This window comes from Leptospira venezuelensis (genome assembly GCF_002150035.1).
In the GTDB taxonomy this organism is placed as follows: Bacteria; Spirochaetota; Leptospiria; order Leptospirales; family Leptospiraceae; genus Leptospira_B; species Leptospira_B venezuelensis.
Map to the genome: position 1 here is coordinate 390,731 of NZ_NETS01000007.1, position 15,166 is coordinate 405,896.

Annotated in this window: 15 protein-coding genes; 14 read left to right on the top strand and 1 reads right to left on the bottom strand. The window is 40.6% G+C overall.

Annotated features, from left to right (window positions below; translation table 11 throughout):
- Window positions 1-93: 93 nt before the first annotated feature.
- Window positions 94-1,170 carry an aminopeptidase gene (locus B1C82_RS03800; RefSeq protein ID WP_086446271.1) on the bottom strand — a complete coding sequence of 359 codons (1,077 nt, stop codon included), beginning with the start codon at window positions 1,168-1,170 and terminating at the stop codon, window positions 94-96.
- Here B1C82_RS03800 and B1C82_RS03805 point away from each other — a divergent pair.
- The 14 genes from B1C82_RS03805 (at window position 1,169) to B1C82_RS03870 (ending at window position 15,164) form a co-directional block, all read left to right on the top strand.
- Window positions 1,169-2,269, top strand: a complete 1,101-nt coding sequence (locus B1C82_RS03805) for a S1C family serine protease (protein WP_086446272.1) — start codon at window positions 1,169-1,171, stop codon at window positions 2,267-2,269. The genes B1C82_RS03800 and B1C82_RS03805 overlap by 2 nt on opposite strands.
- 25 nt (window positions 2,270-2,294) lie before the next feature.
- Window positions 2,295-3,599, top strand: a complete 1,305-nt coding sequence (locus tag B1C82_RS03810) for a pyridoxal phosphate-dependent aminotransferase (RefSeq protein ID WP_086446273.1) — start codon at window positions 2,295-2,297, stop codon at window positions 3,597-3,599.
- A gap of 3 nt (window positions 3,600-3,602) precedes the next feature.
- Window positions 3,603-4,376 (top strand): glutamate racemase, encoded by a 774-nt coding sequence (murI, locus tag B1C82_RS03815; protein ID WP_086446274.1) that lies wholly within the window; start codon window positions 3,603-3,605, stop codon window positions 4,374-4,376.
- A gap of 77 nt (window positions 4,377-4,453) precedes the next feature.
- Complete coding sequence (gene lsa19 / locus B1C82_RS03820) at window positions 4,454-5,065, top strand: adhesin Lsa19 (protein WP_086446275.1); 612 nt, start codon at window positions 4,454-4,456, stop codon at window positions 5,063-5,065.
- Between the two features lie 53 nt (window positions 5,066-5,118).
- Window positions 5,119-6,156, top strand: coding sequence for a phosphoribosylformylglycinamidine cyclo-ligase (gene purM / locus B1C82_RS03825; protein ID WP_086446276.1), 1,038 nt, complete (start codon window positions 5,119-5,121; stop codon window positions 6,154-6,156).
- Between the two features lie 21 nt (window positions 6,157-6,177).
- The gene (locus B1C82_RS03830) at window positions 6,178-7,434 is read left to right on the top strand and encodes a chloride channel protein (protein WP_086446277.1); all 1,257 of its coding nucleotides are present in this window, start codon (window positions 6,178-6,180) and stop codon (window positions 7,432-7,434) included.
- 63 nt (window positions 7,435-7,497) lie between these two features.
- A complete protein-coding gene (locus B1C82_RS03835; protein WP_086446278.1) occupies window positions 7,498-9,534 on the top strand; it encodes a sensor histidine kinase in 2,037 nt (678 codons plus the stop codon).
- A 37-nt stretch (window positions 9,535-9,571) separates the two neighbouring features.
- A complete protein-coding gene (gene mutL / locus B1C82_RS03840) occupies window positions 9,572-11,356 on the top strand; it encodes a DNA mismatch repair endonuclease MutL (protein WP_086446279.1) in 1,785 nt (594 codons plus the stop codon).
- Window positions 11,357-11,359: 3 nt separating this feature from the next.
- Window positions 11,360-11,956, top strand: a complete 597-nt coding sequence (locus B1C82_RS03845; protein WP_086446280.1) for a YqaA family protein — start codon at window positions 11,360-11,362, stop codon at window positions 11,954-11,956.
- A gap of 45 nt (window positions 11,957-12,001) precedes the next feature.
- The gene (locus B1C82_RS03850) at window positions 12,002-12,244 is read left to right on the top strand and encodes a hypothetical protein (protein WP_086446281.1); all 243 of its coding nucleotides are present in this window, start codon (window positions 12,002-12,004) and stop codon (window positions 12,242-12,244) included.
- Complete coding sequence (locus B1C82_RS03855) at window positions 12,228-13,490, top strand: replication-associated recombination protein A (protein WP_086446282.1); 1,263 nt, start codon at window positions 12,228-12,230, stop codon at window positions 13,488-13,490. Before B1C82_RS03850 ends, B1C82_RS03855 begins: the two co-directional genes overlap by 17 nt.
- Window positions 13,491-13,993: 503 nt before the next feature.
- On the top strand, window positions 13,994-14,317 hold the full coding sequence (locus tag B1C82_RS03860; RefSeq protein ID WP_086446283.1) for an ArsR/SmtB family transcription factor: 324 nt from the start codon (window positions 13,994-13,996) through the stop codon (window positions 14,315-14,317).
- A gap of 3 nt (window positions 14,318-14,320) precedes the next feature.
- Window positions 14,321-14,785 carry an SRPBCC domain-containing protein gene (locus tag B1C82_RS03865; RefSeq protein WP_086446284.1) on the top strand — a complete coding sequence of 155 codons (465 nt, stop codon included), beginning with the start codon at window positions 14,321-14,323 and terminating at the stop codon, window positions 14,783-14,785.
- Between the two features lie 10 nt (window positions 14,786-14,795).
- Complete coding sequence (locus tag B1C82_RS03870) at window positions 14,796-15,164, top strand: DoxX family protein (RefSeq protein ID WP_086446285.1); 369 nt, start codon at window positions 14,796-14,798, stop codon at window positions 15,162-15,164.
- Window positions 15,165-15,166 lie beyond the last annotated feature (2 nt).

Below are 15,166 nucleotides of genomic sequence, written 5' to 3' on the forward strand. Positions count from 1 at the left end.
GGAGAGCGTTATCCGCATATATCACAAAAATAGCAACTCCGCAACTAAATTTTGGATCCTACTTTTGTTGGAATTCCAACATCCAAAACGGAATCACTTCTCCTCCAATAGTGCCTTCCTCTCTTCTGCGCTCTTCTCTTTCAGCTTTCTCATCTCTTCATGGAATTTGGAGAAATCTTTCCCCACTTCCTCGAATCTTCGTTTAAAATATCCTGACCCAGAATTATATCTTAGCATTCCAATAAAGTCTTCGTTATTCCAATCTTTTTCAGCGAGCTTTTTGGAATTGATCTTAGTCCATTTTGTTTGTAAGATCTTTTTTCGAAAGTTGGAAATGATCTCCGCTTTTTTCGCACGGAGGACATCTTCTACGCCACCTTTTGAATATGCGGTCTTGAGTAAATTTGCAGTTTCTATAATTAAATTTTTATAAAGTTTAGTTTCTTCTTCTGATCTTTTTCTTTCTTCTAAAAGTTTTGAGCCACCGATCTTTAAAACATATTCGTCCGAACCTTGGTCTTCTACAAAACTCGCATAACTTTCATTAAATAAAGTATCGCCAGGGAAATATACTGTAGCGTGAGCCATTTCGTGGATTACAATCGAGGCTAGATCTCCTGGATCTTCGTAAAGTTGAGAAGAAAATAACGGATCTTCGAACCATCCCAAAGTAGAATACCCTGCAGTGATACGTATTCTCGTATCGAAGCCTTGTTCTTTCAGGGACTGTTCTTCTTCTTTTGCTTTTTCTAATAGGAAATATCCTTTGTAAGGAACTGTTCCTGCGATCGGGAACCACCAAGTATAGGATTCGAATTTTAAAGGATGGCAAGCGCTTACATGCCAACCAATTGCAGGTCTGTCCAATTGAACAAAACTTTTAAATCCACCTTCAGGAGAGAGAGCCAGTTCTTGGACTCCGAAATCTCTGATCTTCTCCACTTCTTTCAATTTTGTCTTGGTGGTCTCAGGTATTTCAGGATCACCTAAAACTTCTGAGATTGGTTTTCTTTGTAGTAATATCTTAGCCTGTTCTTTTCCAAGATGATAGAGATAGGGAATACATCCTTGGCCGGAAAAGAATAGAAAAAATAAAACAGGTATGCCGGAAAAGAATCGGAGTCGACGATTCTTTCCGTTAGGTAGAAGGTGGGTTGAGTCTGATTGCATGAATATTCGTCTTCCTAAAATCGTATGGATCAATATCGGACTTTTGGTTTTATTCCTGTTCGTCCTTATTCTTCCCGGAGAAGGAGGTTTGTCCTCCTTTTTCCGCGGCAGCAAACCTCTTGGTTATTCCGACCAAAAAGCCGGGATCCAATTACAGAATGCTTTTCGAAATGTTTATAACTCTTCAAAGGATTCCGTAGTTTCTATTCGAACCAAAAAAACAGAAGCGATTACAAGCCCTTACCAATATTTCGATTATCGAACAGAAAAACTTTCCTCTTTCGGGAGCGGATTTCTCATCCACGAAAAAGGATACGTTGTCACAAATTTTCATGTGATCTCTGATGCGGAAAGTATAGAAGTGATCGCTTCAGATGGTAGTGTTTTCCCAGCTAAATTTGTGGGAAGCCATGAAAGAGCGGATATTGCTCTTCTCAAAATTAAAGAGGGAAGTGGGCTCAAACCTGTATCCTTCGGTGATTCCGACAAAATAGAAGTCGGCGATTGGGCGATCGCAATCGGCTCTCCTTTCGGTTTGGAAAGATCTTTTTCAGTTGGCGTAGTTTCTGCAAAGTATAGAGAAGATTTGGATGAGACCGGACAGACCCATATCCAAACGGATAGCATGATCAACCCAGGTTCCAGCGGCGGGCCACTTCTCAATATTTACGGAGAAGTCATCGGGATCAATCGTTTGATCCGAAGCGACTCAGGTAGGAACACCGGCATTGGTTTTGCCATTCCAATGAATTATGCCAAAAAAATTATCCAGCTCATCGAAGAGAATAAGGGGAGGATTATCCGTCCTGCCACCTTGGGTGTGATGGCCACAGTTCCACTTCCGGATCATAGAAAGACTCTCGGAATTCCTGCGGATTGGAAGGGAGTTCTGGTATATGATATGGATCCAGGTTCTTCCGCAGAAAGTTCCGGTTTGAAACGATATGACTTCATTATGGAAGCAAACGGAGTCCAAGTTAAAAATATTAATGATCTGAGGGAACAGGTCGGAATAGTAGGATTAGGCGGCAGGTTAAAACTTAGGATCTACAGGGAAAAAAACCTGGAAGAACTGACCGTTCGATTGATACAGAAATAATTTTTCTAAAATCATAAGGCTAGACATGAGAAGAAATATCGTTCATAGCGGTGCTGATGCTCTCATTTACGAGATCCGTCAGATCGTAGGAGTCGCTAAAAAGTTAGAAGCTCTCGGAGTTCCGATTACGTACGAGAATATCGGGGACCCCATCCAAAAAGGAGAAAAGGTCGCTCCTTGGATGAAAAAAATTGTATCTGATCTGATCCTCGAAGACAAGTCCTGGGCCTATACGGCTACGCAAGGATTTGAGAAGACCAGAAATTTTTTAGCGGACAAAGTGAACGAAAGAGGCGGGGCCCAAATCACCGCCGATGATATTTTATTCTTTAATGGACTCGGTGACGCAGTCGCTAAAATTTTCGGTTTCTTAAGAAGAGAGGCTCGAGTTATAGGACCAAGTCCAGCATATTCTACTCTTTCTTCTGCGGAAGCGGCTCACTCCGGTTATGAGCATATGACCTATAACTTAAATCCTGAGCAGGGGTGGATGCCTGATCTGGAAGATATAGAGAACAAGGTCAAATATAATGACTCGATTGCAGGTATTCTTTTGATCAATCCGGACAATCCAACCGGCGCAGTATATGATAAAAATGTAATGCGTGAGATAGTTAAGATTGCGGAAAAATATGATGTAATGCTTATCTGCGATGAGACTTATGCTCATGTGAATTATTCCGAAACCGGAACCATTCATCTTTCAGAAGTGATCGGAAATAAGGTCCCTGGAATGGCGCTTCGTTCTGTGTCCAAAGAATTTCCTTGGCCGGGTGGAAGATGCGGCTGGTTGGAGATATTTAACAAGGATAAAGATCCTGTTTTTGCACGTTATGTAAAATCTCTTTTGGATGCTAAGATGTTGGAAGTATGTTCTACCACTCTTCCTCAAATGTCAATTCCTGAAGTTTATTCCCATCCTCAGTTTCTTCCTCACTTAAAAGAAAGAAATGAAAAGTTCAAGAAGAAGGCAAAACTTGCAACCGACTCTTTTAAAGGACTGAAAGGTGTTACAGTTGTGGAACCTAAGGGTGCATTCTATCTTACTGTTGCATTTGATAAGGGAATTTTGGGAGATAAGATGACTCTTCCTATTTCCAATTCTAAGGCAGAAGAATTTATTCGCCCTCTACTTGGAAATTGTGCTCCAGATCGTAGATTTGTGTATTATCTTCTGGCATCTACAGGTATTTGTGTGGTTCCACTTTCTTCTTTCTGTACGGATAGGGATGGTTTTAGGGTTACTCTTCTGGAAGAAGACGAGGAAAAATTCCGTTGGATCTATAATACTTTAAGAAAGAGTATAGAGGACTATACAGCGTCCGTTTAGGATATGAAAAACGATAAAGAAAGAGTTCCTAAGATCGGAGTAATGGATTCCGGAATGGGAGGACTTTCCGTTCTTAAGGAACTCTTAGAACTTCCGTATTCTGCAAACTTTATCTATTATGGAGATCTTGCAAATGCTCCTTATGGGGAGAAGAAGACTTCCGAAGTTTTGGAACTCACTCGCAATGTATGTAATATTTTCTTAAAGGAAGAAGTAGATGCAATCCTTCTTGCATGTAATACCGCAACCTCAGCTTCTGCTTCTAAATTAAGAGAAGAATTATCCGTACCAGTATTTGGTATGGAACCTGCAATCAAACCTGCACTTCTTTCCCATCCTGGTGAAAAAATTGCGTTACTCGCTACTTCAGTCACTCATAGGGAAGAAAAATTGCAGGACTTAAAGTCCGAATTAGGCGCGTCCGAAAGAGTAGTTCACTTGAATTGTGACGGTCTTGCTACACTAGTGGATCAAGGAAAATGGGAAGAAGCAAAACTTCTTCTCAAAAACATATTACAAGTCCCTAAAGAACAAGGGATCCGTGCGCTTGTGTTGGGATGCACTCATTACGTATTTCTGAAAAACGAAATCAAAGAGCTCTATCCGGAAGCAATTCTACATGATGGGAACCTCGGTACCGTCCGCCATTTAGTCAGATCTCTTCATTTGGATGAAAAACAAGGTCATCCGAATTACAATCTGTTCTTTTCTTCCTCGGTAAACATAAAGGAAACGGAAGGTATAGCCTACCAGTTATTACAAAAAGTATCCCCATAACAGGTGGAAATTTTTTTCCTACAGCCTTTTTTTTTAGTTCCCGGTCTAGGTGCTTTGTATTAGCTTTATGAATCCGTATGAACTCTATATCCATCTCAAAGTTAGTTACGATCCTATTAGTTCCGAGCTTGTTCTTCTTCTGCAAACCTAAAGAAGAGGAAACTACGGATGCAATCGTCTCCTTTATCGTAGGAAAAGCGACTGCGGAAAAAGCAGGCTCCGTTCTGAAAGCAAGTGATCGTGTTATTGAATCCGAAATCGTAAAAACGGATAAGGATGCTACCTTGGATCTAACCACTACTCTAGGGACAGTTCGTCTCTTAGGTGGTTCAGAGGCTTCCATCGCGGCATTGAGAGCGGATCAAAATTATATTAAGATCAACTCAGGCAATATTTTGGTAAAAGTAGCCAAACTGAAAAAGAACGAATCTATCTCTATCGATACTCCAACCGTAGTAGCTGCTGTTAGAGGAACCCAATTTTGGGGCCAAGTGAATCCTGCTAACGAAACAGGAACATTTGCAGTGAGAGAGGGGAGTGTTCAGATCACAAGAAAGGACGACGAGGCACGAGTTTTGGTAAAAGCTGGAGAAGCTGTCGACTTAGGACCTGGGATTAAGGCCCTAAAAGTTCGCCCTGCAGCTGCCGGTGAGCTCTCCGCAATGGAACAAATCGATCAAATGAAATAGCTTTTTTTCTGGGCATTAGATCCGATTCGGGAATTCTGTTCTGGAGCGGGTCCATGCAAGAAGAAATCAGTTATAAATCCGCCGGAGTCGATACAGAAGCCGGCCAAGAATTCGTCAAAAAGATCAAACAAAACGTAGAATCCACCCATGGCCCCAGAGTTCTAGGCGGGCTTGGAGGATTTTCAGGCGCTTTTGACGTTTCCTTTCTTAAAAATTATAAAAATCCTATATTACTCAGTGGTACCGATGGTGTAGGCACCAAGGTAGAGCTTGCTCGTTTATTCAATATCCATGATACGATCGGCATAGACCTGGTTGCTATGTGCGTGAATGATATTCTTGTCTCTGGTGGAGAACCTTTATTCTTCTTAGATTATATAGCCTGCGGTAAATTGATCCCGGAAAGAATGGAAAGGATTGTTGCGGGGATCGTGAAAGGATGCAAACTTTCAGGTGCTGCATTGCTCGGTGGTGAAACTGCGGAACATCCCGGCACTATGGACCCCGACGAATACGACTTAGGCGGATTCGTAGTAGGTGCGGTAGAGAAGGAAGACTTAATAGATGGATCTAAGATTAAACCCGGAGATATCGTTTTAGGTTTAGAATCTTCCGGTCCTCATAGCAATGGATTTTCTCTTATTCGTAAATTGTATTTAGATGGAGGAAGAAAACTTCCCGCAGACCAAGGGTTAGTCGGTTTCTTAAAGGAATTTGCACTTCGTCCTACGAGGATCTATGTCCAAAGTATACTAAATCTTACCAAGAAGGTGGAAGTGAAAGGAATGGTCCATATCACTGGTGGGGGTTTTTACGAAAACATTCCTAGAGTGTTTTCTGATTCCTTAGCAGTAGAGATCCAAAGAGAAAAACTTCCTGAAAATCCTTTCTTTGCAAGAGTTCAAAAAGATTTTCCGAATTTATCTGAAAAGGAATTGTATTCCACTTTTAATATGGGAATCGGATACATAGTCATCGTTTCTCCAGAATCGGTAGCTGATGCTACTGCGGCTTTGGAAGAAAAAGGAGAACTGGTCCATAAAATCGGAGTAATCACTTCGAAAAATAAAGAGTCTGTTCTTTTTGTCTGAATTTTTCAAACCGGCAGATTTATGGATCGGATCCAAGCTCTATTAAAAAATCCAGTTTTCATCTTATCTAAAAAGAATCCATTCATGCTTTCCAGATGGAGTATTCTATACGTACTCCTCGGAATCTTTGCGGGAGTATTCTCCGCGGTGTTTTGGAAAATCCTAGAATATCTTACCAAACTTTTGGCTGATTTCCAGGGACATTACATTATTTTAATCATGACCTCGGCAGGTTTAGGGATAGGTCTTCTTATTTACTTTTTGGGGGAGCCCGGAGAAATTTCATTAGTAATCGATAATATTCGTTTCAGGGGAGGAAAGCTCGATCCTAAGAATAATGCTTCTATGAGTTTATCTTCATTGCTTAGTATTTCTTCAGGAGGAAGTGCAGGTCCCGAAGCTCCTCTTGTACAAATTACTGGATCTTTCGGAAGTTGGTTTGCGGAGAAGTTAGGATTAGAGGGAGAAGAACTTCGATCCATGACTATCGCCGGAATGGCCGCAGGATTTACTTCTCTATTCGGTTCTCCTTTAGGAGGAGCGCTATTTGCCTTGGAGATCCTACAACATAGACATGTGGTAGAGTATTACGAAGCGTTATTGCCTGCGTTCCTTTCTAGTTGTAGTGCATACTTTGTGTTCTTGTTTATGACTGATATGGGAATTGGGCCAACTTGGGAATTTCCTCAATATATTCCTGGTGGAATAGAAGATTTTCAATATGCGATCGGATTTGGAATGGCTGGAGCGCTCGTAGGATGGATCTTTTATGGAATATTCAGAATTACTAAATTTTCTTTTTCTAAAATAACTCTTCCCATCTTTGTAAAAACCACTATCGGTGGATTACTCTTAGGCTGCATTGCGTATTATGAACCTCTAACCCGTTATTTCGGTCATGACCAGTTGAATGAGATTGTAGTCACTAAGGGGAATTGGATCTTTTTCGGAACTCTTGCTTTATTAAAAATATTGGCGATCAATATCACTGTTTCTAGCGGTTGGAGAGGGGGAATTATTATACCGTTATTCTTCGTTGGAGCGGTTGCTGGTAGATTTTTCATGGACTTCTTTCCATCCGAGAACGAATCCTTTTTGCTGATTTGTTTAATGGCATCCGTGAACGCCTCTGTTACAAAAACACCTATTAGCACTACTATATTACTTACTGGTTTAACTGGAGTTTCCAATTTTACTCCTGTGTTATTTGCCTCATTAAGTGGTTATTTCTTGTCTCCTAAGGCTCCGTTTATCAGTTCTCAGGCGGATTCGGTTTAAAAGACGAGGTCCGTATTTTCTCCTGGACGATTTCCAGCAAATCGATAAAAGATAGCCAACTCTATGAGAATTTTCTCTAAAAAGGATCCGTTCTTTCTACTGGCGGCATTCTTATTTTTCGCATACTGTACACCTTCTCCTAAAAAAGCTTTATTAGAGAATGGTGTTATAGATTGGGAAAAATCCCTCCAGCAGGGAAAATGTTTCCGAATGACCGGAAACTGGAAATTTGCCTGGTTGGGCACTGTTCCTGATATAAGTCTTCCCAAAGAACCTGAAAAATTTTCCTTAAGTGTTATCCCAGGTAGCTGGACCAAACATGATTGGCCCGGTTCTGACGAGGGAGAATTTCCAAAATACGGAAAAGCATTGTATAGAGTGGATCTAGTCTCTTCTACTCCTGTAGAAAATTTACATTTGGTTTCTTATGACCAAGGAACAAATTATAGAATACTATTTAACGGAAAATTAATCAATGAGGTGGGAAAGGTAGGAGATCCAACCGAAGATGGCCTGGAACTTAAGACTAGTTATTCTATTCTTCCTACATGGCAAGGCCTAGCTCATCTTGATTTTGAAATTTCGAATTATCAGTATAGAAAAGGAGGACTTTGGAAACCTCCTATCATAGGCACTCCAGAATGTGTAGGCCGATACTATATGGATAGAAGGGATTTAGAAGGAATACTCTGTGGGGGACTTTTCTTTTTAGGTCTATTCCATATTTTTGTATCAGTATTTTATAAAAAAGATTCTTCTGCTTTGATCCTAGGAATTCTTTCCATCACAGTAGGGCTTAGATTGTATTCCACTGGAGTCAGATTATTCCCTGAACATTTTCTGGTAGGACCCGAAATATATCTTAGAACTGAATTTATCTCCTGGTTTATGGGAATGCCTTTGGCCCAACACTTTTTATTGGAAGTGTTTCCAATGAACTTCGGAAAAAAATTCCTGAAGTTGGGATATATTTTCGCCGGAATATTTACACTCATCACTTTGTTTACCGGACCTGCAATCTATTCTTATTTGATCAATCCTTCATATCTTTTGTTTGTTTTTAATGGTGCTTGCGCTCTCGTTGTATTAGCAAGAGCGGTGTCACAGAAAATGCCGGGAGCTTATATCTATCTTACAGGTTTTATCTTCCTTCTATTCTTCATGACGAGCGAGATATTATTCCATGCTGAGTTATTGGATTCCTGGGAGCTGAGCGGAATAGGGGTTGGAATATTTGTACTCGGAAATTCTCTCTCTTTATCCAGCAAAATGTTAAGTGGATTCAGGGAAAGGGAGAAGGTCCAAGAAATCTTGAATACTAATTTGGAAGAGCTGGTTCGAAAAAGGACCAGAGAATTAGAATTTGCAAGAGATGAAGCCGAAGCCGCGAATAAAGCAAAAAGTGAATTTTTGATCAACGTAGATCATGAGGTCCGAACTCCTATGAACGGGATCATGGGAATCACCCAGATGTTATTGGATTCAGATATTAAACCAGAACATCAGGAGATGTTGGAGCTTCTTAAGAGAAGTGGGGATGCGATGATGGTGATCCTTGGCTCCATGATAGATGCTTCTAGTTTGGAAAAAGATACATTATATCTTTTGAATAAACGTTTTAGTCTGAAGGCCTCTATATATGAAGCAGCTATGAGAGTGGAAGATAAGATCCGTAGAAAAAACCTGGATTTCAGTGTGACACTTTCTGATAATCTCCCCGAAACTGTGGAAGGGGACGAAGAAAGATTCAAAACAATGCTTTTGGTCCTTCTTGAAAACGCAGAGAAGTTTACAATGAAAGGATTTGTTAAACTTATAGGGGAGAAGGTCCAGGATAATAATTTAGACTACCGTCTTAGATTTCGGGTCCAAGATTCAGGCATAGGAATTCCGGAAGATAAACTCAGTTCTATATTCAACCCATTCCAGCAGGTGGATTCTGGAGTAACTAAACCTTTTCAAGGAGCCGGACTTGGACTCGCACTTTGTAAGGCCCTCGCTCAGAAAATGGATGGGGATATTTCCGTCCAAAGTGTGCCGGGTAAAGGTTCGGAATTCATACTGGAAATCTCACTATCCAAACCAGAAATCCAATCTTGACATAAGATTTCCTCCTTCCAAGCTGGGTCCAAAGTATATGGGAAGGATCCAAGAACTCAGTCCGGAACTTATCAACCAAATCGCCGCCGGGGAAGTGATAGAATCGGCTCACTCCGTCCTGAAAGAAATGATGGAAAACTCGGTCGATGCGGGAGCAGACACGATCGAAGTGGAATCCAGAGACGGAGGATTGACCTCACTTCTTCTTTCGGATAACGGATCCGGAATTGAAGAAGAGGATATTCCTCTTGCGATCCAAAGACATGCTACAAGTAAGATCCGTACATTAAAAGATCTTGAATTAGTTTCTTCTTACGGATTCAGGGGAGAAGCACTGGCATCCATTGCCTCCGTTTCTAAACTCACGATTGAGACTGGAACAGGACAACCTACCGCTTGGAAGGTAAGAGCGGAAAAAGGACAAATACTTTCCAAAGAATCCATCCCTGGCTTTCAAGGAACTAAGATCCTAGTTGAAGATTTATTCTATAACACTCCAGTCAGAAGGAAATTCCTAAAATCAGTTCGTTCCGAAGATAAGAAGATCCGAGATAAGGTAACTGTTCAGGCTCTCGCAAGAGAGGATATTCGATTTAGATTCGTTCAGGATCATAAAGAGATTTATCGACTTCCCCCTAAAGATAAAAGAGAAAGAATTATAGACCTATTCGGCGAAAATTTCAGGGACCATTTGTTGGAGGTCCAACTGGAAAGAAAAGGTTGGAAGGCAAAAGGTTATATTAGTGATCCAGACTTTTATAAATCCAATCGTACCGGCCAATTTATATTCGTGAATGGAAGACCTGTAGAAATTAAATATTCTTCTCATCTATTAAAGAAATGTTATGATGAACTTCTTCCTCCAAATGCTCATCCTTACTGCTTCTTATTCTTTGAAGTAGATCCCGAATCAATCGATGTAAATGTTCATCCTGCTAAAAAGGAGATCCGATTTCTGGACGAAGAAGGATTTAATACATTCTTCTTACAATTGATCCAGAAAGAACTTAGATCCAGCACTCCGGTCAGTTTTTTGGAGTTAAAAAACAGACTTTTAAGACCTGAACCTAAGAAAATGGAATCTACGTTATACTCTTTTTCCAGTTCTTCCTCTGCAGGAACAGAACAACAACTTTTAGGAGGAGCACTTTATGAAGAAGTGAAACATTCTCCTTCATTTCCAGTAGAAGCAGTTGGACCTGGCTCCAGATTAGATGATTTGACGGATATTCCGATCAAACATTCGGAGTTTATTCCTAAGAAACATTTCGGTCTTTTGTTTGAAACGTTCATCTTGGCAGAAGGAGAAGATGGTTTTTATATCATAGACCAACATACTGCTCATGAAAGGATCCGTTACGAAGAAGTTTTAAGAAAGCTTAAAAAGAAAAATTATGGGATACAACCTCTTCTCACGCCAATACGTATTCCTGTTTCTAAACAAGAAGCGGAAGATATAAAAGATAGATTGGGAGAATACCAAGAAGTAGGTCTAAAACTGGATTCACTCGGAGAAGATACAATGGTACTTCGAGAAGTACCAGGTTACTTTCTGCCAGGACATGAAAAGGAAATCGTTCTGGATTTTCTAAATCGTACAGGAGGCAAGGAAGTTCCCGAACCTGAGTTATACGATCTTATGGCAAAATGTGTGGCTTGTAGATCCGCAGTTAAAAAGGGAGATCAACTTTCAGACCATCTGATCGCAGAAATGCTCAATCGTTTGAGTTATTGTGAAAACCCATCCCGTTGCCCTCATGGCAGACCAACCTTAGTCAAATTAACCAGAGAAGATCTGGAAAGAATGTTTCATCGCAGGTAAATTTTGAAAACCGAATCCCAAGAACTTAAAAATTCCACGGAGAATGTGATCACCTCTTTAGTCAGACAAACATTGATCGCAAGCGTGATCTTGTTACTCATCGTTCTGATTCTCGCAAGATTTTTTAATGAAAGAGTCACTCAGGTTGCAGGACTCTTCTTGGATTACACTGGCGTATGGGGAGTAGGACTTTCTATATTTATTGCAGACTCAGTGCATGTATTTTTTCCTCCGGATACATTTTTGATCTTAGCGGTGGCTGCAAAGATGCCCGATTTCTGGGTAATCTTCTTTGCTTCGTTTGGGTCTTTACTTGCAGGAGGATGTTCTTATTCACAAGGAAGATTCCTTCTTCCTAAATTAACCGTATTCTCTAAGTTCATTCGAAATCATGAAGAGAAGTTAGAAGTATACGTAAAAAGATTCGGGTTCTGGGCCGTGGTACTTGCAGCCCTTACTCCGTTGCCTTACTCTTGGACCTCAGTTGCAGCAGGTGCAATGAAGATGAGGCTCGATCTTTTTTTTGCTGCTGCACTTTTTAGGATCCCCCGTTTTATTCTTTATTACTATCTAATAAAGGGTGGATGGATCGGGATCTAAACATTCGGATTGACTCTCTTAAGAACCAAAGGTACAAAAGTTTAGATGAAGGACGATTCTCCAAGACTCATTCCCAAAACCAGAAAAGAGCTGATTTTAGAAAATTTAGATTGGTTTGCTTTGCCGGTTCGAATTTCAGAATTGGTGGAGAATGTATTGGATGGAAAGATCAGAGAACAATCCTTAGTGTGCTGTCATAGCGCATGCGATGTGTGCAATTCTACAATCCGCTCCTGCATACGTAAGATCCAAAGAGAATTGGAAGAAGAACTTGGACAGTCTATTTGAGCGAGCTCCTCTTCCTCACAAGATAAGGCCGAGTTCATTTGCTCAGGTCATTGGACAGGAAAAGGCAAAGCTTCAATTACAAAAATATAAAGAACCAGTAAGCATTCTGCTATACGGACCTCCTGGAACGGGAAAGTCCACGATAGCAAGGATTTTAGGTAATACATGGAAATTACCTTTTGTAGAATATAACGCAGTCACCACGGGTGTTGCAGATATTAAAAAATTATTAGAAAGGTCTGAGAAAGAGGGGAGTATTTTACTCTTCTTAGATGAGATCCATAGATTCAGTTCTTCCCAACAAGATAGTTTATTAAAAGGAGTGGAGACCGGAGGAATAGTTCTCATTGGTGCCACGACTGAAAATCCATCTTTTAGAATTACGAGACCTCTATTATCCAGATGCCAGGTGCTTAAACTAGAACCGCTCGGAGAGAATGATCTTTTAGAGATCCTCTCCAGAGGAATAGAATCCTTAGATCCGAAACCGAATATTACAAAAGAAGCAAGTTCTCTTTTAGTCCGTTATTCTGGAGGAGATGCAAGAAAACTTCTCTCTAATTTAGAGGGACTTGTTCTATCCAGAGATGCAGGATCCCAGATAGAAGCTTCTGATATCGAAACATTTTTGGAAAGTAGGGTAATCGAATATGATCAAAGTGGGGAAAGCCATTACGACGTAATCTCTGCTTTTATCAAGTCCGTAAGAGGAAGTGATCCGGACGCTGCATTATTCTATCTAGCAATGATGTTAGAAGGTGGAGAAGATCCGCTCTTTATTGCAAGGAGACTCATTATCCTTGCCTCCGAAGATATCGGAAATGCTTCCGTTCACGGTTTGCCTTTGGCAGTAGCAGGACTTCATGCATTAGAAACAATTGGAATGCCCGAAGGAAGGATCATTTTAGGACAGGTCACCACATTCTTAGCATCTTGTCCTAAGTCCAATGCCTCTTATATGGGTATAGGTTCTGCACTTTCTTTTGTAAAAGAAAGAGGGACAAGTTTAAAGATCCCGAATCGACTGAGAAATGCTCCCACTTCTACTCATAAAAAAGAGGGAGCCGGCCAGGGTTATAAGTATCCTCATGATTTCTGTGGATTTGTGCCTTTCTCCTATTTCCCTGACGATCTTTCAGATAATCCTCCTCAATTCTATAAGCCAACGAAAAACGGAATGGAAGGAAAGATCAAAGAGCATCTGGCTTCTATCTGGAAAAAGATCTCTGGCAAAAATTACGAGTAAGTAATATTATTTTCTTATAAAGTTATTAGTTTCGGGCCGCCTCTGTCTTTGGCAGACCGGACTGCTACGGGCTCGGGCATTCGCCCTCGTCCCTCATATTCATTCGGGACGCTTAGCGCCCTCCGCATCCCTGGCGGGTTTTAGTCGAAGATCTTTCTCCGTGGATTCAGCGATCTCCGTGAGAACTCAATATAAACAAGATTTTCGCACAGAGTTCACGGAGCACACAGGGTAGCAAAGTGGAGGAGATATTGATTGTAGGAGTTCCTACATATGATGAAGCGTCGCCCCCACCCTGCATTGGGATTGGGGGGAGTGGCCCGTGGGAAAGCGCATTTCTCATATCACAGAAACCTTCTTCTGTCAACAGACTCTTCCACTTAAAATCCATGTTGGAATTCCAACATCAGAATCACCTCATAGCCCTATCCGAAAAAAAAACTTTAAAAAATTGTTGCGTAGCTGAATGGCTACATTTATATCTGTAGTTAAGTGACTACATAATGAATCTGAGAAGGGATGTATTTCAGGCAATAGCAGATCCTACCAGAAGGGCAATACTTCTGTTGGTGGCTTCTCAAGCGATGACTGCCGGGGCCATCGCATCCAATTTTGATACCGCCAGGCCAACCGTTTCGAAACATCTACATATACTTACCGAGTGTGAATTATTGAAACAGGAGCAAAATGGCAGGGAAATTTATTACCAATTGAACCCAAAGAAGATGAAAGAAATTGCCGACTTTATAGAACCCTTCCGTAAAATGTGGGACGATCGATTCAACAAATTAGAATCCGTAATGAAAAAATATAGATCAAGAAAATAGAATATGGAAATTAAAACCAAAATTGATGCAGAAGACGGCAAACAAGAGCTGTTGATCACACGAGAATTCGATCTTCCTGTAGATCTGCTTTTTAAAGCACATATTGAACCTGAAATCGTGGAAGAATGGATGGGAACAAAAGTGCTGAAATTAGAAGCTAAAAAACATGGAAGCTGGCAATTTGTAACTACAGATCCTCATGGCAACAAACATGGATTTAACGGTGTTATCCATGAATATGTTCCCGATCAGAAGATTACCCGTACTTTCGAGATGGAAAATTCTCCTTTCCCGCCTCAACTTGAATTTTTAGAATTCGAATCATTAGGAGAAGAGAAAAGTAAACTTACTATGCACATAGTATTTAAGTCTAGCTCATTAAGAGACCAATTATTAAAGATGCCTTTCGCACAGGGTATCAATATAGCTCATAACAGATTACAAGAAACTGCAAAAAAATTTAAATAGGATATTGGACATGAGAAACAAGATTATATATTGGATCGCTACTGCATGGCTTTCTTTAGGCATGGTATCTACTGGAATCGTACAGGTCATCCAAATGAAAGAAGAAGCAGATATGTTTGCACATTTAGGTTACCCCGCTTACTTGATGATCATTATAGGAGTTTGGAAATTACTTGGAGTAATCGCCGTAATTGTTCCCAAATATCCTTTGGTAAAGGAATGGGCATATGCAGGATTTTTCTTTACAATGTCAGGAGCTGCGTTCTCTCATTTTGCAGCAGGAGATTCGGCAAAAGAATATTTCGGACCTATATTATTGCTAGTTCTGACAGTAGTTTCTTGGTATTTCAGACCAGCTGATAGAAAATTACAAGGGTAATG

What these genes read in the sequence shown, in the direction of transcription:
- B1C82_RS03810 (WP_086446273.1), top strand. Translation starts at nt 2,295, where the DNA reads ATGAGAAGAAATATCGTTCATAGCGGTGCTGATGCTCTCATTTACGAG.
- mutL (WP_086446279.1), top strand. Translation starts at nt 9,572, where the DNA reads ATGGGAAGGATCCAAGAACTCAGTCCGGAACTTATCAACCAAATCGCC.
- B1C82_RS03860 (WP_086446283.1), top strand. Translation starts at nt 13,994, where the DNA reads ATGAATCTGAGAAGGGATGTATTTCAGGCAATAGCAGATCCTACCAGA.
- B1C82_RS03830 (WP_086446277.1), top strand. Translation starts at nt 6,178, where the DNA reads ATGGATCGGATCCAAGCTCTATTAAAAAATCCAGTTTTCATCTTATCT.
- B1C82_RS03800 (WP_086446271.1), bottom strand. Translation starts at nt 1,170, where the DNA reads ATGCAATCAGACTCAACCCACCTTCTACCTAACGGAAAGAATCGTCGA.
- B1C82_RS03865 (WP_086446284.1), top strand. Translation starts at nt 14,321, where the DNA reads ATGGAAATTAAAACCAAAATTGATGCAGAAGACGGCAAACAAGAGCTG.
- B1C82_RS03850 (WP_086446281.1), top strand. Translation starts at nt 12,002, where the DNA reads ATGAAGGACGATTCTCCAAGACTCATTCCCAAAACCAGAAAAGAGCTG.
- murI (WP_086446274.1), top strand. Translation starts at nt 3,603, where the DNA reads ATGAAAAACGATAAAGAAAGAGTTCCTAAGATCGGAGTAATGGATTCC.
- purM (WP_086446276.1), top strand. Translation starts at nt 5,119, where the DNA reads ATGCAAGAAGAAATCAGTTATAAATCCGCCGGAGTCGATACAGAAGCC.
- lsa19 (WP_086446275.1), top strand. Translation starts at nt 4,454, where the DNA reads ATGAACTCTATATCCATCTCAAAGTTAGTTACGATCCTATTAGTTCCG.
- B1C82_RS03805 (WP_086446272.1), top strand. Translation starts at nt 1,169, where the DNA reads ATGAATATTCGTCTTCCTAAAATCGTATGGATCAATATCGGACTTTTG.
- B1C82_RS03835 (WP_086446278.1), top strand. Translation starts at nt 7,498, where the DNA reads ATGAGAATTTTCTCTAAAAAGGATCCGTTCTTTCTACTGGCGGCATTC.
- B1C82_RS03870 (WP_086446285.1), top strand. Translation starts at nt 14,796, where the DNA reads ATGAGAAACAAGATTATATATTGGATCGCTACTGCATGGCTTTCTTTA.